The organism is Scandinavium tedordense, from assembly GCF_024764965.1.
In the GTDB taxonomy this organism is placed as follows: Bacteria; Pseudomonadota; Gammaproteobacteria; order Enterobacterales; family Enterobacteriaceae; genus Scandinavium; species Scandinavium tedordense.
This window is the reverse complement of record NZ_JALIGG010000056.1, coordinates 504407-529707: the sequence shown is the minus strand read 5'-3', so window position 1 is coordinate 529707 and position 25301 is coordinate 504407. Positions and strand designations below refer to the sequence as shown.

General features: G+C 51.1%; 23 protein-coding genes. All 23 read left to right on the top strand.

The window, feature by feature from the left end; translation table 11 throughout:
* The 23 genes from wcaB to MUU46_RS15615 all read left to right on the top strand — a co-directional run bounded on the left by wcaB (position 1) and on the right by MUU46_RS15615 (position 25270).
* Entirely contained in the window at positions 1–489 is a 489-nt protein-coding gene (wcaB, locus tag MUU46_RS15725) for a colanic acid biosynthesis acetyltransferase WcaB (protein ID WP_159753543.1), read from the top strand.
* The gene (wcaC, locus tag MUU46_RS15720) at positions 486–1703 is read left to right on the top strand and encodes a colanic acid biosynthesis glycosyltransferase WcaC (protein WP_258965984.1); all 1218 of its coding nucleotides are present in this window, start codon (positions 486–488) and stop codon (positions 1701–1703) included. Before wcaB ends, wcaC begins: the two co-directional genes overlap by 4 nt.
* Positions 1678–2898 (top strand): colanic acid polymerase WcaD, encoded by a 1221-nt coding sequence (gene wcaD / locus MUU46_RS15715; protein ID WP_258965983.1) that lies wholly within the window; start codon positions 1678–1680, stop codon positions 2896–2898. The genes wcaC and wcaD overlap by 26 nt, the downstream gene beginning before the upstream one ends.
* A 15-nt stretch (positions 2899–2913) precedes the next feature.
* Entirely contained in the window at positions 2914–3657 is a 744-nt protein-coding gene (gene wcaE / locus MUU46_RS15710; RefSeq protein ID WP_258965982.1) for a colanic acid biosynthesis glycosyltransferase WcaE, read from the top strand.
* 18 nt (positions 3658–3675) lie between these two features.
* Positions 3676–4215 (top strand): colanic acid biosynthesis acetyltransferase WcaF, encoded by a 540-nt coding sequence (wcaF, locus tag MUU46_RS15705; protein ID WP_258965981.1) that lies wholly within the window; start codon positions 3676–3678, stop codon positions 4213–4215.
* Positions 4216–4342: 127 nt separating this feature from the next.
* Positions 4343–5464, top strand: coding sequence for a GDP-mannose 4,6-dehydratase (gene gmd, locus MUU46_RS15700; protein ID WP_159753079.1), 1122 nt, complete (start codon positions 4343–4345; stop codon positions 5462–5464).
* Between the two features lie 3 nt (positions 5465–5467).
* Complete coding sequence (gene fcl, locus MUU46_RS15695) at positions 5468–6433, top strand: GDP-L-fucose synthase (protein ID WP_258965980.1); 966 nt, start codon at positions 5468–5470, stop codon at positions 6431–6433.
* A gap of 3 nt (positions 6434–6436) precedes the next feature.
* Positions 6437–6916: a GDP-mannose mannosyl hydrolase gene (locus tag MUU46_RS15690; RefSeq protein WP_159753083.1), complete on the top strand. Its 480-nt coding sequence runs from the start codon at positions 6437–6439 to the stop codon at positions 6914–6916.
* The gene (wcaI, locus tag MUU46_RS15685; RefSeq protein WP_258965979.1) at positions 6913–8154 is read left to right on the top strand and encodes a colanic acid biosynthesis fucosyltransferase WcaI; all 1242 of its coding nucleotides are present in this window, start codon (positions 6913–6915) and stop codon (positions 8152–8154) included. The genes MUU46_RS15690 and wcaI overlap by 4 nt, the downstream gene beginning before the upstream one ends.
* Complete coding sequence (gene cpsB / locus MUU46_RS15680; RefSeq protein ID WP_159753087.1) at positions 8154–9590, top strand: mannose-1-phosphate guanyltransferase; 1437 nt, start codon at positions 8154–8156, stop codon at positions 9588–9590. The genes wcaI and cpsB overlap by 1 nt, the downstream gene beginning before the upstream one ends.
* Positions 9591–9777: 187 nt before the next feature.
* Entirely contained in the window at positions 9778–11148 is a 1371-nt protein-coding gene (gene cpsG / locus MUU46_RS15675; RefSeq protein WP_159753089.1) for a colanic acid biosynthesis phosphomannomutase CpsG, read from the top strand.
* Between the two features lie 51 nt (positions 11149–11199).
* Entirely contained in the window at positions 11200–12594 is a 1395-nt protein-coding gene (gene wcaJ / locus MUU46_RS15670) for an undecaprenyl-phosphate glucose phosphotransferase (RefSeq protein WP_159753091.1), read from the top strand.
* Between the two features lie 9 nt (positions 12595–12603).
* A complete protein-coding gene (wzxC, locus tag MUU46_RS15665; protein ID WP_159753093.1) occupies positions 12604–14082 on the top strand; it encodes a colanic acid undecaprenyl disphosphate flippase WzxC in 1479 nt (492 codons plus the stop codon).
* Positions 14083–14132: 50 nt separating this feature from the next.
* Positions 14133–15413 carry a colanic acid biosynthesis pyruvyl transferase WcaK gene (gene wcaK / locus MUU46_RS15660; RefSeq protein WP_159753095.1) on the top strand — a complete coding sequence of 427 codons (1281 nt, stop codon included), beginning with the start codon at positions 14133–14135 and terminating at the stop codon, positions 15411–15413.
* Positions 15410–16630 (top strand): colanic acid biosynthesis glycosyltransferase WcaL, encoded by a 1221-nt coding sequence (wcaL, locus tag MUU46_RS15655; RefSeq protein ID WP_159753097.1) that lies wholly within the window; start codon positions 15410–15412, stop codon positions 16628–16630. The genes wcaK and wcaL overlap by 4 nt, the downstream gene beginning before the upstream one ends.
* 10 nt (positions 16631–16640) lie before the next feature.
* Positions 16641–18044 (top strand): colanic acid biosynthesis protein WcaM, encoded by a 1404-nt coding sequence (gene wcaM / locus MUU46_RS15650; protein WP_258965978.1) that lies wholly within the window; start codon positions 16641–16643, stop codon positions 18042–18044.
* A gap of 146 nt (positions 18045–18190) precedes the next feature.
* Positions 18191–19084: a UTP--glucose-1-phosphate uridylyltransferase GalF gene (galF, locus tag MUU46_RS15645; RefSeq protein ID WP_159753101.1), complete on the top strand. Its 894-nt coding sequence runs from the start codon at positions 18191–18193 to the stop codon at positions 19082–19084.
* 376 nt (positions 19085–19460) lie between these two features.
* Entirely contained in the window at positions 19461–20546 is a 1086-nt protein-coding gene (gene rfbB / locus MUU46_RS15640) for a dTDP-glucose 4,6-dehydratase (RefSeq protein WP_258965977.1), read from the top strand.
* A complete protein-coding gene (gene rfbD, locus MUU46_RS15635) occupies positions 20546–21445 on the top strand; it encodes a dTDP-4-dehydrorhamnose reductase (protein WP_258965976.1) in 900 nt (299 codons plus the stop codon). The genes rfbB and rfbD overlap by 1 nt, the downstream gene beginning before the upstream one ends.
* 53 nt (positions 21446–21498) lie before the next feature.
* On the top strand, positions 21499–22380 hold the full coding sequence (gene rfbA / locus MUU46_RS15630; protein WP_258965975.1) for a glucose-1-phosphate thymidylyltransferase RfbA: 882 nt from the start codon (positions 21499–21501) through the stop codon (positions 22378–22380).
* 56 nt (positions 22381–22436) lie between these two features.
* Positions 22437–22829, top strand: coding sequence for an FAD synthase family protein (locus MUU46_RS15625; protein ID WP_258965974.1), 393 nt, complete (start codon positions 22437–22439; stop codon positions 22827–22829).
* Between the two features lie 12 nt (positions 22830–22841).
* Positions 22842–24071 carry an oligosaccharide flippase family protein gene (locus MUU46_RS15620; protein ID WP_258965973.1) on the top strand — a complete coding sequence of 410 codons (1230 nt, stop codon included), beginning with the start codon at positions 22842–22844 and terminating at the stop codon, positions 24069–24071.
* Positions 24068–25270 (top strand): CDP-glycerol glycerophosphotransferase family protein, encoded by a 1203-nt coding sequence (locus MUU46_RS15615; protein WP_258965972.1) that lies wholly within the window; start codon positions 24068–24070, stop codon positions 25268–25270. Before MUU46_RS15620 ends, MUU46_RS15615 begins: the two co-directional genes overlap by 4 nt.
* Positions 25271–25301 lie beyond the last annotated feature (31 nt).

Sequence of the window (25301 nt, the reverse complement as noted above, 5' to 3'; positions counted from 1 at the left end):
CTGCTGGAAGACTTACGTGCAAACAGCTGGAGCCTGCGCCCATGCTGCATGGTTACCGCGTACCGTATCGCGCATTTCTGCTCGGTGTGGCGCAAAAAAAGCGTCATTAACAACCTCTGGGCAGCCCCGATGCTGCTGATATACCGATTCATCACCGAATGTGTGTTCGGTTACGAAATTCAGGCCGCGGCCACTATTGGCCGTCGTTTCACCATTCACCACGGTTATGCCGTGGTGATCAACAAATTCGTGGTGGCGGGGGATGATTTCACCATCCGGCACGGCGTCACCATTGGCAATCGTGGCCCACAAAGCCTGGCCTGCCCGGTGATTGGCAACGGCGTTGAGCTTGGCGCGAACGTGGTGATGATTGGTGAGATACGCATCGGCAATAACGTCACCGTCGGCGCAGGTAGCGTCGTCCTCGACGACGTGCCGGACAACGCGCTAGTGGTGGGTGAAAAAGCGCGGGTAAAGGTCATCAAATGAATATTATGCAATTTAACGTTCGTCTCGCGGAAGGCGGGGCGGCAGGCGTGGCGCTCGATCTGCATCAGCGCGCGCTGCAACAGGGCATGGCATCTCGCTTTGTCTACGGTTACGGCAAAGGCGGCAAGAAAAGCGTCAGCCACGACGACTATCCGAACGTCATCAAACACACCGCACGCGTCACCTCGATAGCAAACCTGGCGCTGTTTCGTCTGTTTAACCGCGACGTTTTCGGCAATCTGAATAATCTGTATCGCACCGTGACCCGCACATCCGGGCCGGTGGTGCTGCACTTCCACGTGTTGCACAGCTATTGGCTGAACCTCGAAGAAGTAGTGGAGTTTTGCCACAAACTGAAAGAGCACAAGCGCGACGTGCGTTTCGTCTGGACGCTGCACGATCACTGGAGCGTCACTGGCCGCTGTGCGTTTCTCGACGGCTGCGAAGAGTGGAAAAACGGCTGCGGCAAATGCCCGACCCTGACCAACTATCCGCCGGTGAAAATTGACCGTGCCAGCCAGCTGGTGAGTGGAAAACGTGAGCTGTTCCGCGAAATGATTACGTTGGGCTGCCAGTTTATCTCCCCAAGCCAACACGTGGCCGATGCGTTTAATCGTCTCTACGGGGAAGGGCACTGCCAGATTATCAACAACGGTATCGATGTCGCGACCGAAGCCATCCTGGCGGAACTGGCACCGCAGAGTGTGACCGGCAGCAAACCGAAAATTGCGGTTGTGGCCCATGACCTGCGCTACGACGGTAAAACCAATCAGCAGCTGGTGCGCGACATTATTGCACTGGGTGACGCAGTTGAAGTGCATACCTTCGGCAAGTTCTCACCGTTTGAAGGCAGCAACGTCATTAATCACGGTTTTCTGACCAATAAGCGCCAGTTAATGAGTGAGCTCAATCAGTTGGATGCGCTGCTGTTCAGCTCGCGCGTTGATAACTATCCGCTGATCCTGTGTGAAGCGTTGTCCATCGGCGTGCCGGTGATTGCGACTCCAAGCGAAGCGGCCCAGGAAGTGCTGGAGAAATCCGGCGGGCGCACGGTAAACGTCGATGAAGTGCTGGCGCTGGTTCAGCAGCCAAAAGCGCAGATTGCCGAAGCAATTTTTGCGACCACGCTCGATGCGTTTCGCGCCCGCAGCCGCCAGGCGTACAGCGGAAAACAGATGCTGGAGGAATATGTCTCGTTCTATCAGAATCTGTAGCTACCTGCTGCTGCCGTTAATCTACCTGCTGGTTAACGTCAAAATCGTCCAGCTCGGCGAAAGTTTTCCGATAACCATTGTGACGTTTTTACCCGTGCTGTTGCTGCTCTATGTGGACCGCATCAGCCTGAAAAAACTGATGATTGCGCTGGGTGCCGGTGCCGGACTGACGCTGTTTAACTACGTATTTGGTCAGTCGCTTGATGCCAGCAAATACGTCACCTCCACGATGCTGTTCGTTTACATCGTTATCATTATCGGCATGGTGTGGGCCATTCGTTTTAAAACGATTTCGCCGCACAATCACCGTAAAATCCTGCGCTTCTTTTATGTTGTCGTCGGGCTGGTAGTGATGCTCGCCGCGCTGGAAATGGCGCAGATTATCCTGACCGGCGGCAGCAGTTTGATGGAGATAATTTCGAAATATCTTATTTACAGTAATAGCTACGTTCTGAACTTTATCAAGTTCGGTGGCAAGCGAACTACTGCTTTATATTTCGAGCCAGCCTTCTTCGCCCTGGCATTAATCTCAATTTGGCTCAGTATCAAACAGTTCGGTATCAAAACGCCTAAGACCGATGCTATGATTCTGGCAGGGATAGTGCTTTCAGGATCGTTTTCCGGCGTAATGACATTTATCCTGTTTTATTTGCTGGAATGGGCATTCCAGTATCTGAATAAGGAAGCAATCAGTAAGAAACTACCCCTGGCAATCATTTCCTTGGCAGTCTTTTTAGTCGGTCTGGTATTTGCTTATCCGTATATTTCGGAACGCCTTGGCGATCTCGGAACGGAGGGCTCATCCTCTTATTACCGAATTATTGGTCCGCTGGTGATGGTCGGGTATTCCCTTACCCACATTGATGGTGTGGTTCGTTTTGGTTCTCTTTACGAATATGTTGCATCATTCGGAATCTTTAACGGTGCGGACGTCGGGAAAACAATAGACAATGGGTTGTATCTGCTGATTATTTATTTCTCCTGGTTCGCGGTGTTACTGACAGCCTGGTATATGTCGAAAGTCGGAAAAATGATGATTAACGCGTTTGGTAATAACCAAAACTATCGCGTGCAGTTGTTTCTGTTTTTTCCGGTTTCTCTGTTTTTCACCGGTTCGATTTTTAGCCCGGAATATGCGTTTTTAATTGTATGTCCATTTATTTTGCGTAAAGCGCTGAAACTGACGGACAGCTAATAAGGAGTCGAATAAATGCTGCTAAGTGTGATTACCGTTGCATTTCGAAATTATGAAGGCGTGGTGAAAACTTGGGCGTCATTGGCTCATTTGGCGCACGATCCGGGTATCGAATTTGAGTGGATTGTCGTCGATGGTGGCTCCGCAGACGGTACCGCAGAATTCCTGGAAAACCTGAGCGGTGAGTATAACTTACGTTATATCAGCGAGAAGGATAAGGGCATCTACGACGCGATGAACAAAGGCATTGAGATGTCGCAAGGTCGCTTCGCTATCTTCCTGAACTCCGGCGATGTGTTCCATACCGAAGTGGCAACCAGCGTCCGCCAGCTCGTTGCGCAAAAAGATAATGCGATGTATATCGGCGATGCCATGCTCGATTTCGGTGATGGCCATCAGGTGCGCCGCAGTGCCAAACCAGGCTGGTATATTTATCACAGCCTCCCGGCGAGCCATCAGGCTATTTTCTTCCCGGTGAGTGGGCTGCAGCGTTATCCGTATGATTTGCAATATCGCGTATCATCCGATTATGCGCTGGCGGCGAAAATGTATAAGGAAGGTTATTCCTTTAAACGGATTAAGGGCCTGGTGTCAGAATTTTCGATGGGCGGCGTGTCAACCTCGAATAATCTGGAATTATGCCGTGATGCCAAAAATGTTCAGCGTCAGATATTACGCGTACCGGGCTTTTGGGCAGAATTCTCTCATTTATTACGCCTGCGTACTACGGGCAAGACCAAAGCCTTATATAACAAATAGTCAATATAAGGAAAATCAATGCAGGAATTAAACGGATTCTCGGTGCCAAAAGGTTTCCGGGGGGCGGGCGGAGTTAAGGTTCAATTATGGTGGGCCGTCCAGGCAACCTTATTTGCCTGGTCGCCACAAATACTCTACCGCTGGCGTGCATTTTTATTACGCCTGTTTGGCGCAAAAATCGGAAAAAACGTAGTGATTCGCCCCTCGGTAAAAATTACGTACCCGTGGAAATTAACGCTCGGAGATAACGCCTGGGTGGGTGATGACGCGGTGCTATATACCCTTGGCGACATTACCATCGGTGCTAATTCAGTAGTATCGCAGAAGTGCTATTTATGTACCGGCAGTCACGATTATATGAGCGCGCATTTTGATATTAACGCGACCCCGATTGTGATTGGCGAGAAATGCTGGCTGGCAACGGATGTCTTCGTGGCACCCGGCGTGACGATAGGTGATGGCACCGTCGTTGGCGCACGCAGCAGCGTATTTAAATCGCTTGCGGCAAACATGATTTGCCGAGGCAATCCAGCAGTATCGATACGCTCCCGAGCGTGAGTGCTTTCACCCTCACCCTAACCCTCTCCCTTTAAGGGAGAGGGGAGTTACTCCCTCGCCCCCTCGGGGAGAGGGCTGGGGTGAGGGGCAAGGGCGAACCCAAAATGTATATAGAGGAAAAAGTATTATGACTAAAGTCGCACTCATCACCGGCGTTACCGGGCAGGACGGTTCCTATCTGGCAGAACTGCTGTTGGAAAAAGGCTATGAAGTTCACGGTATTAAGCGTCGTGCGTCTTCATTCAACACCGAGCGCGTGGATCACATTTATCAGGATCCTCATGCTGCAAATCCGAAATTCCACCTGCACTACGGTGATCTGACCGATTCCTCCAACCTGACCCGTATTCTGCAGGAAGTACAGCCGGACGAAGTGTATAACCTGGGCGCAATGAGCCACGTGGCTGTTTCCTTCGAGTCTCCGGAATACACCGCTGACGTTGATGCGATGGGCACTCTGCGTCTGCTGGAAGCGATTCGTTTCCTCGGCCTTGAGAAGAAAACCCGTTTCTATCAGGCGTCCACGTCTGAGCTGTACGGCCTGGTGCAGGAAACCCCGCAGAAAGAGACCACGCCGTTCTACCCGCGCTCTCCGTATGCTGTCGCCAAACTGTACGCCTACTGGATCACCGTCAACTACCGTGAATCTTATGGCATGTTCGCTTGTAACGGCATTCTGTTTAACCACGAGTCCCCACGCCGTGGCGAAACCTTCGTGACCCGCAAAATTACCCGCGCGATTGCCAATATCGCTCAGGGCCTGGAGAAGTGCCTGTACCTCGGCAACATGGATTCCCTGCGTGACTGGGGCCATGCGAAAGACTACGTAAAAATGCAGTGGATGATGCTGCAGCAGGACAACCCGGAAGACTTCGTGATCGCTACCGGCGTGCAGTACTCCGTGCGTCAGTTCGTCGAAATGGCCGCGGCACAGCTGGGCATCAAACTGCGCTTTGAAGGCACTGGCGTAGAAGAGAAAGGCATCGTGGTTTCTGTCACTGGTCACGACGCACCGGGCGTGAAACCAGGCGATGTAATGATTGCCGTTGACCCGCGCTACTTCCGTCCTGCTGAAGTGGAAACCCTGCTCGGCGACCCAACCAAAGCGCACGAAAAACTGGGCTGGAAACCGGAAATCACCCTGCAGGAAATGGTCTCCGAAATGGTTGCCAACGATCTGGAAGCGGCGAAGAAACACTCCCTGCTTAAAGCTCACGGTTACGAGGTAGCCATCGCGCTGGAGTCCTGAGTCATGACCAGACAACGTATTTTCGTGGCGGGCCACCGCGGGATGGTGGGCTCAGCCATCGTCCGCCAGCTGGAACAGCGCGGTGATGTGGAGCTGGTGCTACGCACCCGCGACCAGCTGAACCTGCTCGACGGTAAAGCGGTTAATGATTTCTTTGCTGAAGAGCGCATTGATCAGGTGTATCTGGCAGCGGCGAAAGTGGGCGGGATTGTCGCCAACAACAGCTTCCCGGCGGATTTCATCTACGAAAACATGATGATCGAAAGCAACATCATTCACGCCGCGCATCTGCACAACGTGAATAAGCTGTTGTTCCTCGGTTCATCCTGTATTTACCCGAAGATGGCCAAACAGCCGATGCCGGAAAGCGAGCTGCTGCAGGGCACGCTTGAAGCGACTAACGAGCCGTATGCTATCGCCAAAATTGCCGGTATTAAGCTGTGCGAATCGTACAACCGTCAGTACAACCGCGACTATCGTTCGGTGATGCCGACCAACCTGTACGGCCCGAATGACAACTTTCATCCGAGCAACTCGCACGTGATCCCGGCGCTGCTGCGCCGTTTCCACGAAGCGACGCAGGACAACGCGCCTGACGTAGTGGTGTGGGGCAGCGGCACGCCGATGCGCGAATTCCTGCACGTGGATGACATGGCTGCGGCCAGTATTCACGTGATGGAACTCGACCGCGAGGTGTGGCAGGAAAACACTGAACCGATGCTGTCGCATATCAATGTCGGCACCGGTGTGGACTGCACCATTCGCGAACTGGCGCAAACTCTCGCCAAAGTGATCGGTTACAAGGGTCGCGTGGTGTTCGACGCCAGCAAACCCGACGGTACGCCGCGCAAGCTGCTGGACGTTTCGCGTCTGCATCAGCTCGGCTGGTATCACGAGGTGACGCTGGAAGCGGGTCTGGCCAGTACTTACCAGTGGTTCCTTGAGAACCAGCACCGCTTCCGGGGGTAAACCATGTTTCTGAAGCCAGAAGATTTTGCCACCGTGGTGCGTTCGACACCGCTCATCTCGATTGATTTGGTCGTGGAGAATGCCCAGGGCGAATTTCTGCTCGGGAAACGTAATAACCGTCCGGCACAGGGCTACTGGTTCGTGCCGGGCGGGCGAGTGCAGAAAGATGAAACGCTTAGCCATGCCTTTATGCGCCTGACCGAAGCGGAGTTGGGTCTGCGCCTGCCGATGTCGGCAGGCCAGTTTTACGGCGTCTGGCAGCATTTCTATGACGACAATTTTTCCGGCACCGATTTCAGCACCCATTACGTGGTGCTGGGATTTCGCCTGAAGGTTGACGTTGATGACCTGCAACTGCCGACAGCGCAGCACAACGACTATCGCTGGCTGACGCAGGACGCACTGCTGGCGGCGGACAACGTCCACGACAACAGTCGCGCTTACTTCCTCGAAGAGAAACGCGCAGAGGCACCGGGTTTATGAAAATCCTCGTCTACGGAATCAACTACTCGCCTGAACTCACCGGTATCGGCAAATACACCGGTGAAATGGTGGAGTGGATGGCGCAGGAAGGGCACGACGTGCGCGTGATAACGGCGCCACCGTACTATCCAGAATGGAAAATTGGCGAGCGCTACTCCGCGTGGCGCTATCGCCGCGAAGAGGGGGCCGCCACCGTCTGGCGCTGCCCGCTGTACGTACCGAAACAGCCTTCAACGCTCAAGCGCCTGATTCACCTCGGCAGCTTTGCATTGAGCAGTTTTTTCCCGCTGATGGCGCAACGTCGCTGGAAGCCGGATCGCATTATCGGTGTCGTGCCGACGCTGTTTTGCACCCCTGGCATGCGCCTGCTGGCGAAACTCTCCGGCGCGCGCACCCTGCTGCACATTCAGGATTATGAAGTGGATGCGATGCTCGGTCTGGGCATGGCTGGAAAAGGCGAAGGCGGCACCGTGGCGAAACTCGCCAGCCGTTTTGAGCGTAGCGGCCTGCATAACGTCGATAACGTGTCCACGATTTCGCGCTCAATGATGAACAAAGCGCAGGAAAAAGGCGTAGCGGAGGAGAAAGTCATTTTCTTCCCAAACTGGTCCGAAGTGGCGCGCTTTCGTGATGTGAATCCGACTCAGGTCGTTGTCCTGCGTGAGCAGCTGGGCCTGCCCGCAGACCGCAAAATTATTCTTTACTCCGGCAACATCGGCGAGAAGCAGGGGCTGGAAAACGTCGTTGCCGCTGCCGAGGCGTTGCAGGACAAACCATGGCTGTTCGTGATTGTGGGGCAGGGCGGGGGCAAAGCACGCCTGGAAAAACGTGTCGCCGAACGCGGCCTGAACAATGTGCGCTTCTTCCCGCTGCAGTCCTACGAAGCGCTGCCCGCGCTGTTGAAAATGGCCGACTGCCATCTGGTTATCCAGAAACGCGGCGCGGCGGACGCGGTACTGCCGTCGAAACTGACCAATATTTTGGCGGTAGGCGGTAATGCGGTGATCACCGCCGAAGCCACCACCGAGCTCGGCCAGCTGTGCGATGTACATCCAGGTATTGCGGTGTGCGTGGCGCCCGAGTCGGTTCCGGCGCTGGTCGACGGTATCGAACAGGCGCTATTGATGCCACACCACAACGTGATTGCAGGCGATTACGCCGAACGCACGCTCGAAAAGACGAACGTGCTGAAACAATTTATTGCTGATATTTCCTCTCAAGACGTCGGGGTTAAATGATGAGTCAGACACAACTCTTTCCGGTAGTGATGGCCGGTGGCTCCGGCAGCCGTTTATGGCCGCTGTCCCGGGTACTTTATCCCAAGCAGTTCCTGTGCCTGAAAGGCGACTTGACCATGCTGCAGTCCACGGTTAACCGCCTGAATGGCGTGGAGTGCGAAAGCCCGGTGGTTATCTGTAACGAACAGCACCGTTTTATTGTCGCTGAACAGCTGCGCAAACTGGATAAGCTGACCGAGAACATAATTCTCGAACCGGCAGGACGCAACACCGCGCCCGCCATTGCCCTGGCGGCGCTGGCGGCAAAACGCAGCTGCCCGAATGGCGACCCGCTGATGCTGGTGCTGGCGGCTGACCATGTGATTCAGAATGAAGATGCGTTCCGCGATGCGGTACGTGATGCGGTGCCTTACGCCGAAAGCGGCAAACTGGTGACCTTCGGCATCGTGCCCGATCAGCCGGAAACTGGCTACGGCTACATCCGTCGCGGCGACGTTTGCCCAGGCGAAAAAGATGCCGTGGCGTTTAACGTGGCACAGTTTGTTGAAAAACCAAATCTCGACACCGCGCAGGCTTACGTTTCCAGCGGCGAATACTACTGGAACAGCGGCATGTTCCTGTTCCGCGCCGGACGTTATCTCGAAGAGCTGAGCAAATTCCGTCCGGACATCATGCAGGCCTGTGAAAAAGCGATGAGCGTGGTTGACCCGGATCTCGATTTTATTCGTGTCGACGAAGCGGCATTCCTGGCCTGTCCGGAAGAGTCCATCGACTACGCGGTAATGGAACGCACTGCCGATGCCGTCGTGGTGCCAATGGACGCGGGCTGGAGCGACGTCGGTTCATGGTCTTCCTTGTGGGAAATCAGTAACCGCACCGCCGAAGGCAATGTGCATCATGGCGACGTTATCAGCCATAAAACTGAAAACAGCTACGTGTATGCCGAATCCGGCCTGGTGACGACAGTGGGCGTCAAAGATTTGGTGGTTGTGCAGACCAAAGACGCCGTGCTAATCGCCGACCGCAATTCAGTTCAGGATGTGAAGAAAGTTGTCGAGCGCATCAAGGCCGACGGCCGCCACGAGCACCACATTCACCGCGAAGTTTACCGCCCGTGGGGTAAATATGACTCCATCGATTCCGGCGAACGCTACCAGGTGAAACGCATCACCGTGAAGGCAGGCGAAGGACTGTCGGTACAGATGCACCATCACCGCGCCGAACACTGGATTGTGGTGGCGGGCACCGCGAAAGTAACCATCAATGACGACGTGAAGCTGCTTGGCGAAAACGAGTCCATCTACATTCCGCTAGGGGCCACGCACTGCCTGGAAAACCCCGGCAAGATCCCACTCGACCTGATTGAAGTCCGCTCCGGTTCGTACCTCGAAGAGGACGATATTGTGCGGTTCCAGGATCGCTACGGAAGGGTCTAACCATCATCTTTCACGTTGCAGATGCGTTGGCTTCCTTTGCGCACACCGGTCACTTAGTTTACTAAGCATCCCGGCGATGCACGCAGTTGCCGCCTTCCTGCAACGCGAAATCTAATGGTTATACATTTTACTAAATAATTTTCTCCGTACTGGAGAGGGTTAACTGTTGCCTGAAAAGGGTAAAAACATGACCACATTAACCTGTTTTAAAGCCTACGATATTCGCGGCAAGCTGGGCGAAGAGCTGAACGAAGACATCGCCTGGCGCATCGGCCGCGCGTACGGCGAATTCCTCAAACCGAAAACTATCGTCCTCGGCGGCGATGTGCGTCTGACCAGCGAAACGCTGAAAATGGCGCTGGCGAAAGGCCTGCGCGATGCGGGCGTCGACGTGCTGGATATCGGTCTGTCCGGGACCGAAGAGATCTATTTTGCCACCTTCCACCTCGGTGTGGACGGCGGTATCGAAGTGACGGCCAGCCATAACCCAATGGATTACAACGGCATGAAGCTGGTGCGTGAAGGCGCGCGTCCAATCAGCGGCGACACTGGCCTGCGCGACGTGCAGCGTCTGGCGGAAGCCAATGATTTCCCGCCGGTGGTTGAATCCAGGCGCGGCAGCTATCAGAAAATCGACCTGCAAAAAGCGTATATCGACCATCTGATGGGCTACATCGATACGGCGAACCTTAAGCCGCTGAAGCTGGTAATCAACTCCGGTAACGGCGCCGCTGGCCCGGTAATTGATGCGCTGGAAGCCCGCTTCCAGGCCATGAACCTGCCGGTGACGTTCATTAAAGTTCACAACACCCCGGACGGTAATTTCCCGAATGGTATCCCGAACCCGCTGCTGCCGGAGTGTCGCGATGACACCCGCAACGCGGTTATCGAACACGACGCAGACATGGGTATTGCCTTTGACGGTGATTTCGATCGCTGCTTCCTGTTCGACGAAAACGGTCAGTTTATCGAGGGCTACTACATCGTCGGCCTGCTGGCGGAGGCGTTCCTCGAGAAACAGCCTGGCGAGCGCATTATTCACGACCCGCGCCTGTCCTGGAACACCGTGGATGTGGTGAATCTGGCGGGCGGCACGCCGGTGATGTCGAAAACCGGTCACGCCTTTATCAAAGAGCGCATGCGCCAGGAAGACGCCATCTACGGCGGCGAAATGAGCGCCCATCACTACTTCCGCGATTTTGCCTACTGCGACAGCGGGATGATCCCGTGGCTGCTGGTGACCGAGCTGCTGTGCCTGAAGGGCAAAACGCTCGGCGAACTGGTGCGTGACCGCATGGCGGCGTTCCCGGCGAGCGGTGAAATCAACAGCAAGCTGGCCGAACCGGTTAGCGCCATCGCCCGCGTGGAGCAGCATTTCGCGCAGCACGCGCTGGAAATTGACCGCACCGATGGCATCAGCCTGGCGTTCGAAGACTGGCGTTTCAATCTGCGTTCGTCCAACACTGAGCCAGTGGTGCGTCTGAACGTCGAGTCACGCGGTGATACGACGCTGATGGAAGCCAAAACAAAGGACATTCTGGCGCTGCTGAACCAATAAGCCCATACCCTCTCCCGGACGGGGGGAGGGACACTTTTAACAGGAACAACGATGACGACTCTAAGAAAGCGCGAGCGAGCCAAAACGAATGCATCGTTAATTTCAATGGTGCAGCGATTCTCCGACATTACCATTATGTTTGGTGGGCTGTGGGTGGTCTGTAAAGGCGCAGCATTGCCGTTTTCCTACATGCATCTGATGATGGCGCTGGTCACCCTGGTGGCGTTTCAGATGATTGGCGGTATGACTGATTTTTACCGCTCGTGGCGCGGCGTGCGCATGACCACTGAGCTGCTGTTACTCCTGCAAAACTGGACTCTGGCGCTGATCCTCTGTGCCGGTGTGCTGGCCTTCAATGATGATTTCAATAACAGCCTGGCTGTGTGGCTGGCCTGGTATTTGCTGAGCACCTGCGGCATGGTGGCCTGCCGGGCGTTTATCCGCTTCGGCGTGGGCTGGCTGCGTAACCGCGGCTATAACATTCGTCAGGTAGCCGTCGCGGGTGATATGCCTGCGGGGCAGGTGCTGCTGGATAGCTTCCGCAATCAGCCATGGCTGGGCTTTGACGTGGTGGGCAGCTATCACGATCCGAAACCGGGAGGTGTGAATGCCGACTGGGCGGGCAACTATCAGCAGCTGCTGGAAGATGCACGTGCGGGCAAAATTCATAACGTCTACATCGCGCTGACCATGCAAGACGAAGCCTGCATTAAAGACCTGGTGCGCGAGCTGGCTGACACCACCTGTTCTGTCATCCTCATTCCCGACGTTTTCACCTTTAACATTCTGCATTCCCGTATCGATGAAGTGAACGGCGTGCCGGTGGTGCCTCTGTATGACACGCCGCTGTCCGGCCTGAATCGCGTGATTAAACGTGTGGAAGACATTGTGCTGGCCACGATGATCTTGTTGCTGATTTCCCCTGTGCTGGCCTGCATCGCGCTGGCGGTCAAAATCACGTCGCCGGGACCGATTATCTTCCGCCAGACTCGCTACGGCATGGACGGTAAGGCGATCAAAGTGTGGAAATTCCGCTCTATGCGCGTCATGGAAAACGACGCCGTGGTGACCCAGGCAACGCAAAACGATCCGCGCGTCACACGCGTGGGTAACTTCCTGCGTCGCACTTCCCTCGACGAACTACCGCAGTTCATCAATGTGCTGACCGGCGGGATGTCTATCGTCGGTCCACGTCCGCACGCGGTGGCTCATAACGAACAGTATCGTCAGCTCATTGAAGGCTACATGCTTCGCCACAAGGTTAAACCGGGCATTACCGGCTGGGCGCAGATTAACGGCTGGCGCGGGGAAACCGACACCCTGGAAAAAATGGAAAAACGTATCGAGTTCGACCTGGAATACATCCGTGAATGGAGCTTGTGGTTCGATATCCGTATCGTTTTCCTGACGATTTTCAAAGGCTTTGTCAACAAAGCAGCATATTGAGGTAGTGACATGAGCCTGAGAGAGAAAACCATCAGCGGCGCGAAATGGTCCGCCATGGCCACGGTGGTTATCATCGGTCTGGGACTGGTGCAGATGACTGTGCTGGCGCGGATAATCGACAATCATCAGTTCGGCCTGCTGACGGTTTCGCTGGTCATTATCGCCCTGGCGGACACGCTGTCGGATTTCGGTATCGCCAACTCCATTATTCAGCGCAAAGAAATCAGTCATCTCGAACTGACCACGCTTTATTGGCTGAACGTGGGACTGGGGATTGTGGTGTTTGCGCTGGTCTTTTCCCTGAGTGGTGTGATTGCTGGGGTCCTGCGTAACCCGGATCTGGCACCGCTGATGCGTACGCTGTCGTTTGCCTTTGTCGTTATCCCGCACGGACAGCAGTTCCGGGCGCTGATGCAAAAAGAGCTCGAATTTAGCAAGATCGGCATGATTGAAACCTCCGCGGTTCTGGCCGGTTTCACCTTCACCGTGGTCAGTGCCCATTTCTGGCCGCTGGCATTAACGGCGATCCTCGGCTATCTGGTGAACAGCGCCGTGCGTACGCTGCTGTTCGGCTGGTTTGGCCGTCGTATTTATCGTCCGGGGCTGCATTTTTCGCTGGCTTCTGTTTCATCGAACCTGCGCTTTGGCGCATGGCTGACCGCCGACAGCATCATTAACTACGTCAATACCAACCTGTCTACATTGGTGTTGGCGCGTATTCTTGGCGCGAGCGTGGCGGGCGGATATAACCTGGCCTACAACGTCGCGGTTGTGCCACCGATGAAGCTCAACCCGATTATCACCCGTGTGCTGTTCCCGGCCTTTGCCAAAATTCAGGACGACACCGCCAAGCTGCGCGTCAACTTTTACAAGCTGCTGTCGGTTGTCGGCATCATCAACTTCCCTGTGCTGCTGGGTCTGATGGTGGTCAGCAACAACGTAGTGCCCCTGGTGTTCGGCGAGAAGTGGGTCAGCATTGTGCCTGTTCTGCAACTGCTGTGCGTGGTGGGTTTACTGCGCTCCATCGGTAACCCGATTGGCTCGTTGCTGATGGCGAAAGCCCGCGTCGATATCAGTTTTAAATTCAACGTGTTCAAAACATTCCTGTTCATCCCGGCGATTATCATCGGCGGCCACGTGGCTGGCGCGCTTGGCGTGACGCTCGGCTTCCTGCTGGTGCAGGTGGTGAATACTGTTCTGAGCTACTTCGTGATGATCAAACCGGTGCTGGGCTCGAGCTATCGCCAGTACATCCTGAGTTTATGGCTGCCGTTTTACCTGTCGCTGCCGACACTGGCGGTGAGCTATGGCCTCGGCGTGGCGTTCAATGGCGCGTTATCGCTGCCGCTGCTGTTGGTGATTCAGATTGCCGCCGGTGTGCTGGCGTTCGCCCTGATGATTCTGTTTTCACGCCATCCGTTGGTGGTGGAAATGAAGCGTCAGCTGTGTCGCAGCGAAAAAATGAAAATGCTTTTGCGTGCGGGCTGAGTGAATCAACCCCACCCGATGGATTAAGAACCCCGATTAAGAGGTCACACATGAAATTATTGATCCTTGGCAACCACACCTGCGGCAACCGTGGCGACAGTGCCATTTTGCGCGGCCTACTGGACGCCATCAACACCCTGAATCCAGACGCCGAAGTGGACGTCATGAGCCGTTATCCGGTGAGTTCTTCCTGGCTGCTCAACCGCCCGGTGATGGGCGATCCGCTTTATACGCAGATGAAACAGCACAACAGCGCGGCGGGCGTAATGGGACGCGTGAAAAAAGTCCTGCGTCGTCGCTATCAGCACCAGGTCCTGCTTTCACGTGTGACTGACAGCGGCAAATTGCGCAATATCGCCATCGCTCAGGGCTTTACCGACTTTGTCCGTCTGCTCAGCAATTACGATGCGATTATTCAGGTTGGCGGCTCGTTCTTCGTTGACCTGTACGGCGCGCCGCAGTTCGAACACGCGCTCTGTACCTTTATGGCGAAAAAGCCGTTGTACATGATTGGTCACAGCGTCGGCCCGTTCCAGGATCCACAGTTTAACCAGCTGGCGAATTACGTTTTCGGTCAGTGTGACGCGCTGATCCTGCGTGAGTCCGTCAGCCTGAATCTGATGCAACGCAGTGAAATCAGCACCGCCAAAGTGGAGCAGGGCGTTGATACCGCCTGGCTGGTCGATCATCACGACGAGGATTACACCGCCAGCTATGCCGTGGAGCACTGGCTGAACAAAATCGGTCAGCAAAAAACGGTGGCCGTCACCCTGCGCGAACTGGCGCCGTTCGATAAGCGCCTCGGCACCACGCAGCAGGCCTATGAAGAAGCGTTTGCGGGCGTAGTGAACCGGATCATTGACGCCGGTTATCAGGTAGTTGCGCTCTCAACCTGTACCGGGATCGACAGCTACAACAAAGACGATCGCATGGTGGCGCTGAACCTGCATAAACACATCAGCGACCCGTCGCGCTATCACGTGGTGATGGATGAACTTAACGATCTGGAAATGGGCAAAATTCTTGGCGCCTGTGATTTGACCGTCGGCACGCGACTGCACTCCGCGATTATCTCGATGAACTTCGATACCCCGGCGATTGCCATCAATTACGAACACAAATCTGCCGGCATCATGCAGCAGCTCGGGATGCCGGAAATGGCGATGGACATTCGTCATCTGCTGGATGGCAGTCTTGGCGCGATGGTAGCGGATACCCTCGGTCAGCTTCCGGCGATCAATGAACGCCTGCGCGTGGCGGTTAAAGCTGAACGCCAGAACGGTATTACGATGGTAAAATCCGTCCTCGACCGTATCGGGGAGGGGAAATGAAGGTTGGTTTCTTCCTGTTAAAATTCCCGCTGTCGTCAGAAACCTTCGTCTTAAATCAGATCGTCGCGTTTATCGAAATGGGTTATGAAGTGGAAATTGTCGCGCTGTTGAAGGGCGACATGACCAATACCCATGAGGCTTACACGCGCTACGGTCTGGCGCAGAAAACTCGCTGGTTGCAGGATGAGCCGGTGGGAAAACTGGCCAAACTGCGTTATCGCGCGCTCAACACCCTGAAAGGCTTGCATCGCGGGGCCACGTGGAAGGCGCTGAACGCTAGCCGCTACGGTGACGAGGCGCGTAACCTGATCCTTTCTTCCATCACGGCGCAAAATACCGCGCCGTTCAATGCCGATGTGTTTATCGCCCACTTTGGCCCTGCGGGCGTCACCGCCGCAAAACTGCGTGAGCTCGGCGTGCTGAGCGGCAAAATTGCGACCGTGTTCCACGGAATCGACGTCTCGAGCCGGGACGTACTCACCCATTACACCCCTGAATACCAGCAGCTGTTCCGTCGTGGTGATTTGATGCTACCGATAAGCGACCTGTGGGCTGAGCGCCTGCAAGGCATGGGCTGCCCGGCAGATAAAATCGTGGTGTCGAGAATGGGCGTCAACATGGAGCGCTTTGCCTTGCGTCCGGTTAAAGCGCCGGATGAAACGCTGCAAATTATCTCGGTTGCGCGTCTGACCGAGAAAAAAGGGCTGCACGTGGCGATCGAAGCCTGCCGTCAACTCAAGCAGCGCGGCGTGCGTTTCCACTATCGCATTCTCGGCATTGGCCCGTGGGAGCGTCGCCTTCGCACGCTCATCGAGCAATATCAGCTCGAGGATGTGATTGAGATGCCGGGCTTCAAGCCGAGCCACGAAGTGAAAGCGATGCTCGATGAAGCCGATGTATTCCTGCTGCCTTCCGTCACCGGAGCCGATGGCGATATGGAAGGCATTCCGGTCGCGCTGATGGAAGCGATGGCTGTGGGGATTCCGGTGGTGTCCACGGTTCACAGCGGTATTCCGGAACTCATTGATGCCGGAGAGTCCGGCTGGCTGGTGCCAGAGAACGACGCGGCATCCCTGGCTGACCGACTCAGCGCGTTCGGCGCGTTTGATCAACAAGCGTTGCAGCCGGTCGTCACCAAAGCACGGGCAAAAGTCGAAACTGAATTCAACCAGCAGGTGATTAATCAACAGTTAGCCAGCCTGCTGCAGACGCTGTAAAAGAGGTCGCATGACGGAAAAAAAGTTTACCCTATCACGCCGCTCCTTCCTTGGGGCCAGTTCCGCGCTGGCCGCACTGCCACTCATCAATAGCCCCGCAGCCCTAGCGCTGGGGCGTAACGATGCCGCTGATATCCGCAATTACAATCCCGGCAATGACTGGATCCGCGCCTTCAACGATGCGTTCAAAGACAGCGACGTGGTTGAAGTGCCGGAGGGCGTGGTGTGTGACAACATCAATACCGGCATCATCATCCCACCGGGCAAAACGCTGCAGGTTGGCGGGGTGCTGAAGGGCAATGGCCGTGGGCGCTTTGCACTACAGGACGGCTGCAAAATCATCGGTAAAAAGGGCAGCCTGAATAACATCTGCCTCGATGTACGCGGTTCTGATTGCGTGATTCAGGGCGTGACACTGAGCGGGTATGGGCCCGTGGCGCAGATTTACATCGGCGGCAAAGACAAGCGCACCATGCGTAACCTGCTCATCGACAACATGGTGATTACCAAAGCTAATTACGGCATTCTGCGCCAGGGTTTCCATAACCAGTTTGATGGCGTGAAGATAACTAATTGCCATTTCACCCATTTGCAGGGCGACGCCATCGAATGGAACGTGGCGATTAACGATAAAAACATCCTGATTTCTGATCACGTTATCGACAACATCAACTGCACCAACGGTAAAATCAACTGGGGCATCGGCATCGGCCTGGCGGGAAGCACATACGACAACGGCTATCCGGAAGAGCAGGCAGTGAAGAACTTTGTCGTCGCCAATATCACCGGAAGCAACTGTCGACAGCTGGTTCACGTCGAGAACGGCAAACACTTTATTATCCGTAATGTGAAAGCCAAAAATATTACCCCGGAGTTCAGCAAGAAGGCGGGAATTGATAATGCCACCGTGGCAATTTACGGTTGTGATAATTTCATAATTGATAATGTCACTATGGAAAATAGTGCCGGTATGCTGATCGGCTATGGCGTCATCAAAGGCAACTACCTCTCGATCCCGCAGAACTTCAAACTCAATGACATTCATATGGACAATACCAAGCTGGCCACCAAGCTGCGTGGGATCCAGATTTCTTCAGGTAATGCTCAGTCATTTGTGTCGATAACCAACCTCGACCTTAAACGTGCCTCGCTGGAGCTGCACAACAAGCCGCAGCACCTCTTCATGCGCAATATCAATGTGATGCAAGATGCTGACCGGGGTCCTGCGCTGTCGATGAATTTTGACCTGCGCAAAGACGTTCGTGGCAAGTTTATGGCCCGCCAGGACACGCTGCTGTCACTGGCAAACATAAAGGCTGTGAATGAAAAAGGGCAGGGCTCGGTAGACATCGACCGGGTGGATCAGCACACCGTGAACGCCACCGGGATAAATTTTAGACTGCCGGGGAAATAAAATACGACGATTCCTGGGATATTGCCGCAACTATCGGATTAACCCCGAGGTTTTATCAAATATTGCCGGGTATCATCAAAAAAACATGCTGGATAAAACGTTCTGACTGGCTATAATTCTCCAACCATTCATAGGTGGACATGATAATGATTAATTTGAAAGCAGTTATTCCGGTAGCTGGCCTCGGGATGCACATGCTTCCTGCCACGAAGGCTATTCCGAAAGAAATGCTACCGATCGTCGATAAGCCAATGATTCAGTACATTGTCGACGAGATTGTTGCTGCAGGGATCAAAGAAATCGTTCTGGTCACTCACGCCTCTAAAAATGCGGTAGAAAACCACTTCGACACCTCGTACGAACTTGAGTCACTGCTTGAGCAGCGCGTTAAGCGTCAGCTGCTGGCAGAAGTACAGGCCATTTGCCCACCGGGCGTGACCATCATGAATGTGCGTCAGGCACAGCCGCTGGGTCTGGGCCACTCTATCCTTTGTGCTCGCCCGATTGTCGGTGATAACCCGTTCGTGGTGGTACTGCCGGATATCGTACTGGACAATGCGACCGCCGATCCGATGCGTTATAACCTCGCGGCAATGGTGGCGCGTTTCACTGAAACAGGTCGTAGCCAGGTGCTGGCAAAACACATGGAAGGCGATCTGAGTGAATACTCGCTGATTAAGACCAAAGAGCCGTTGGAAGTTTCAGGAAAAATCAGCCGTATCGTTGATTTCATTGAAAAACCAGAACAGAAACAGATCATGGATTCCGACTTAATGGCCGTTGGCCGTTATGTGCTGTCCGCAGACGTCTGGGCAGAACTGGAAAAAACCGAACCAGGCGCATGGGGGCGCGTGCAGCTGACCGATGCGATTGCCGAACTGGCGAAAAAACAGTCTGTTGATGCAGTGCTGATGACCGGCGACAGCTTCGACTGCGGTAAGAAAATGGGCTACATGCAGGCCTTCGTCAAGTATGGGCTGCGCAACCTGAATGAAGGCGCGAAGTTCAGAGAGAGCATTAAGAAGTTACTGGTAGACTAATTTGTAAAGCACGCAGAGTTTGACTAAACGGCAGGAGAGGTCGTGATGCGATAATACGCTATCATGACATCACTGCCGTTTTTTGCGTTTAAAATCAATGACTAAATTTGGTAGTCCACCATACAATTTTGTACCGGATTGCTGGGATTTCCCCTTGTTTTGAGGCGTAATTAAGACCACAATATTGGATTCGATTGATGGCGCTTATGGCTGAAATTTAGCCATGGAACCAAATTACATACTGACTTTTCGTCCAGTGCACTGGTAGCTGTTGAGCCAGGGGCGGTAGCGTGTTTAAACATGCGAATAAGTGCCTTTGCCGCAAAATGTATAGTCCTTACTTTCTCTAATAATAGATCAAGAGCGAAATATAAACGTGAAAATTCTGGTTACTGGCGGTGCGGGATTTATTGGTTCTGCGGTTGTCCGACATATTATAAGTAATACCCAGGATGCTGTCGTGAATGTTGATAAATTAACTTACGCTGGCAACCTCGAATCTCTGGCTGAGATTGAAAACAACAAACGCTACGCATTTGAGCAGGCAGATATATGTGATGCTGACGCGATGGCGCGTATTTTTGCTGAACATCAACCTGATGCTGTCATGCATCTTGCGGCAGAGAGCCATGTGGATCGCTCGATTACAGGGCCTGCTGCGTTTGTTGAAACGAATATCGTCGGTACCTATGTCTTACTGGAAGCTGCACGTAAATATTGGTCAGAATTGAGTGCGGACAAAAAAGCGGCATTCCGTTTCCACCACATTTCGACAGACGAGGTTTACGGCGATCTTCCTCATCCGGATGAAGTTGCAATAGGGAGTGAACTCCCTTTGTTTACAGAAACGACGGCTTACGAGCCGAGCAGCCCATATTCTGCTTCCAAAGCATCAAGTGATCATTTAGTTAGGGCATGGCTTCGCACTTATGGCTTGCCAACGATAGTGACTAATTGTTCGAACAATTATGGCCCATACCACTTCCCCGAGAAGCTGATCCCCCTGGTCATCCTCAACGCACTGGACGGTAAGCCCCTGCCAATTTACGGCAAAGGAGACCAGATACGTGACTGGCTATATGTAGAGGATCATGCTCGCGCACTCTATGCCGTCGTGACACAGGGCAAGAAGGGCGAAACGTATAATATCGGTGGCCACAATGAGAAGAAGAATCTCGATGTGGTTCATACCATCTGTGACTTGCTGGATGAAATTATGCCGAAAGAAGGCTCATATCGTGATCAGATTACCTATGTTACTGATCGTCCTGGTCATGATCGCCGTTATGCGATTGATGCAGAAAAGATTAGCCGCGACTTGGGATGGAAGCCTGAAGAAACATTTGAAAGCGGTATACGTAAAACGGTCGAGTGGTACCTGGGCAACACCAGTTGGGTCGAAAATGTTAAAAGCGGGGCTTATAAGACGTGGATCGAACAGAACTACCAGGAACGTAAATAATGAATATCTTACTTTTTGGCAAAACAGGGCAGGTAGGCTGGGAACTTCAGCGGTCATTGGCTCCACTGGGTAACATCATTGCACTTGATGTCCAGTCTAAAGACTATTGTGGCGATTTCAGTAATCCAGAAGGGATCGCGGCCACCGTACGTGCGATTAAGCCGGACGTTATCGTTAATGCGGCTGCGCATACTGCTGTTGATAAAGCAGAATCTGAACCTGATTTTGCGCAGCTGCTCAATGCCACCAGTGTTGAAGCGATAGCCAAAGAAGCGGCCAAGATTGGTGCATGGGTTGTTCATTACTCAACAGATTACGTATTCCCAGGTGATGGCGAAACGCCATGGCACGAAGATGATGCTACTTCTCCGTTGAATGTGTACGGCCAAACTAAACTAGATGGTGAAAAAGCATTACAGCAGCATTGCCCTAAGCATCTGATTTTCCGTACCAGTTGGGTCTATGCAGGAAAAGGTAATAATTTTGCGAAGACCATGCTGCGCCTGGCGAAAGATCGTTCTGAGCTTTCGGTGATAAACGACCAGTTCGGTGCGCCCACTGGGGCAGAACTTCTGGCGGACTGCACTGCACACGCTATTCGTGTCGCGCTCAAGAAACCTGAAGTTGCGGGCTTGTATCATCTTGTGGCGTCAGGAACAACAACATGGCATGACTATGCTGCTCTGGTGTTTGACGAAGCGCGTAAAGCAGGAATCGAGCTGGCACTGAATAAATTAAATGCTGTAGAGACAACTGCATTTCCGACGCCGGCCATCAGACCCAATAATTCACGATTAGATACCCGTAAATTCCAGCAAAGTTTTAATTTGGTACTCCCACACTGGGAAATGGGTGTCAAACGTATGCTCGCAGAACTGCTTGCAGCGACGGCTATTTAAAATATTTCAATAATGCCCGGATTCGGGCATTTTCTGCTTAATGAGATGATGAAATGAAAACGCGTAAGGGAATTATTCTGGCTGGTGGCTCTGGAACTCGGCTGTATCCAGTGACGATGGCGGTAAGTAAGCAATTATTACCTATTTATGATAAGCCGATGATTTATTATCCATTGTCAACGCTGATGCTGGCTGGTATTAAAGATATTCTTATCATCAGTACACCGCAGGATACACCTCGCTTTGAGCAACTGCTCGGTGATGGCAGCCAATGGGGTCTAAACCTTCAGTATAAAGTCCAGCCAAGTCCGGATGGGTTAGCCCAGGCCTTTATCCTCGGTGAAGAGTTTATCGGTAGTGATGATTGCGCGTTAGTGTTAGGTGACAATATTTTCTACGGCCATGATTTACCGAAATTGATGGACTCAGCCGTTAATCAGGAAAATGGCGCAACAGTATTTGCATACCACGTCAATGATCCTGAGCGTTATGGTGTCGTCGAGTTTGATAAAAATGGCACAGCGATCAGCCTGGAAGAAAAGCCGCTTAAGCCGAAGAGTGATTATGCAGTGACTGGCCTTTATTTCTATGACAACAGCGTCGTTGAAATGGCAAAAAATCTGGAACCTTCTGCGCGTGGCGAACTGGAAATCACTGATATTAACCGTATCTATATGGAGCAGGGGCGTCTGTCTGTTGCCATGATGGGCCGTGGTTATGCGTGGCTGGATACCGGTACTCACCAGAGCTTAATTGAGGCAAGTAACTTTATCGCGACTATTGAAGAGCGTCAGGGACTGAAGGTTGCTTGTCCAGAAGAGATTTCATACCGCAAAGGGTTTATTGATGCAGAGCAAGTTAGAATTCTTGCACAGCCGCTACAAAAAAACCAATATGGGCAGTATCTTTTAAATCTAATACGTGACATTAACTAACTTATTTTGGCAGGGGAATATATCTCTGCCAATTTTTACTTGCGGAATTTGATTTTATGAAAAAAGTAATTACCTTTGGTACATTTGATGTCTTCCACGTAGGGCATATTAATATTCTTGAGCGTGCGCGAGCAATGGGTGATTATCTTATTGTTGGCGTTTCTTCAGATGAACTTAATTTTAGCAAAAAAAATAGATATCCTATTTATAATGAAGCGGATCGAGTCAAAATAATATCAGCAATGCGATTCGTTGATGAGGTTTTCATTGAGGAAAGTTTGGACCTGAAACTAGAATATATTAATAAGCATAATGCAACAATTCTAGTGATGGGTGATGACTGGAAGGGGCGTTTTGATTGGGTGAAGCCTGCCTGTGAGGTTCTTTATTTACCAAGAACCCCGTCAATATCAACCACTGAAATAATTGAAATTGTGAAATCCATTTAATGGGACTCCTTTGTGGCCAAAAACATTGTCGTTGAGAATATCGTTTTTTTGACGATAATTCAGTTTTCAAATTATCTGGCACCATTGTTGGTATTGCCATTGCTAAGTAGAACCTTAGGCATTGAAGGGTTCGGCCTCATAATGATCGCATTTTCAGCATGCACGTTATGTTATATTCTGACAGATTTTGGGTTTAATTTGTCTGCGCCATATTGGATTGCCAGGAACTCTATTTATAAAAATAGAGTGTCGCGCGTGGTCGGTGCGGTTTTTCTTATCAAAGCAGCTATTTTAATTGTTATTGGCATTGTATTAACTCTATATGTACTCTTTTTTTCGGCTAACACAGTGCATATTAAAATAATATACTCTTTGATTTATTGCATTGCAATTGTTCAGGCATATCAGCCAGTATGGTTTTTTCAAGGGATCGAGAAAATGAAGAATGTGACCATGTTTATGGTTACTGCAAAATTATCATATTTGATATTTATTTTTGCGTTTGTTAAAGATAAAGAAGATGATATTATTGTTCTCTTCTGTTTTTTGGCTAGTAATATAATGGCAACCATTATCGGTGTGGTACTTATTTGGGTGTCAGGTTATACAGTTAGGATGCCAAATAAAAAAATCTTCGTTGATACGTTCATGTCAAGCACATCATTTTTTCTTTCACGATTAGCTGTAGGTGCATATACAAGTGCCAGTACACTTATTGTTGGTTCAGTATCAGGAGTCATTCAGGCTGGCTTATATTCAAGCGCCGAAAAATTATATCAAGCGGGACAAAATCTAACATCGCCAGTAAGTCAGGCTTTATATCCTTATGTGGCTAGAACTGGAAATAAAAATATTCTCATCAAAACGACGTTAGTACTTTTGATACCAATGATTATTGGCTGTTCAGTTTGTTATATTTATGCTTCTGATATTATAAAATTAATATATGGTGCTGGATTTGTTGATGCCCAATATGTACTAAAAGTATTCTTGATAATTTCGGTAGTCACGTTTGTTAGCGTTAATTTTGGCTATCCGGCTTTTGCTGCGATAGGGAAGATAAATATTGCTAATTATACCGTGATGGTTGGTGGTGCTATGCAAGTTTTTTTACTAGTAATACTATTTGTGACTAAAAACGTCAGTGCAATGAATGTCTCACTCTCAGTACTCGCGACAGAGACAATCGTTTTAGCCATAAGAATTATCTTTCTTATGAAACTAAATATGAACAGATCATGATGAATTTTATACTTAAAATAGCAAAGCTGATAACAATCTGTTTTCGGTTAACGTCAGTAACTATTGCATGCCTAATCCCGAAAGAAAAGAAACTATGGGTTTTTGGCGGGTGGTATGGGCAAAGGATCTCTGATAATCCAAAGTATTTATTGCAATATATAAATAATTACCAGTCGCATAATACTCGTGCCGTTTGGATTTATAAAGACAATAATGTTAAGAACGAAGCCTTGAGGCTAAAAATAGAAGCATATTCTTACAGAAGTTTTAAAGGGATTCTTATACAACTTCGTGCAAGTATAGTTTTTTATACTCATACAATTCATACCGATCTTAATTCAAATTATATTTCGTGGAATACTAAGCGTGTTCAGATGTGGCATGGTATTCCATTAAAAAAAATAGGTTATGATGATGAATTTAGTTTTTCTAAATTTAGAAAAAACAAACTATATAGGCTAACAATTAATAATGTTAATACTTACGTACTTAGTACGGGGAAAAATGTCTCTAAAATTTTCCAGTCTGCTTTTGATGAACCGCCTGAAAAAATATTAAATTCCGGTTTCCCAAGAAATGATGTTTTTTTTATTAAGTCGAAAAAGAAAGCTGAAGATAAATACAATGTATTGTATATGCCGACTTTACGATCTGGTTATGATACAACATTTAATTTACTGGAAGAGAGATATAATTTCAATTTAGCTGCCATTGATGAATTCCTACGTGAAAAAAACATTAAATTAACGTTAAGAATACATCCTGCAAATAAGCCCGATGAGCAAATGGTTAAAGCTATAGAGATTAGTGATAATATCTATATGTCTTCTTCTGACGATATCTATAATGAGATAGGAGAATATGATTGTCTGATTACTGATTACTCAAGTGTAATGTTTGATTTTGCATTGTCGGGTAAACAAATTATTTTCGCAGCGTTTGATCTAAAAGAGTATTTATTAGATGAACGAGGTATGTACTTTGACTATCGAATCATTGCGGGCGAAAGCATCGCTTATAGTTGGGTGGAGGTATTATCATTGCTAAATAATGGCTTAAATAATAAAGGTACTTATAATTACCCGTCTCTTCTGAGATTTCATGATGATGTCAATGACAAAGATGAGGAGCATTATTATTCACGGAAGCTTTATTATTCCTTGATGAAAGAAATAAACAGGTCGTTTCCAATAAAATGATTGATTATTTTTTAAATGGCTGTCTGGAGAT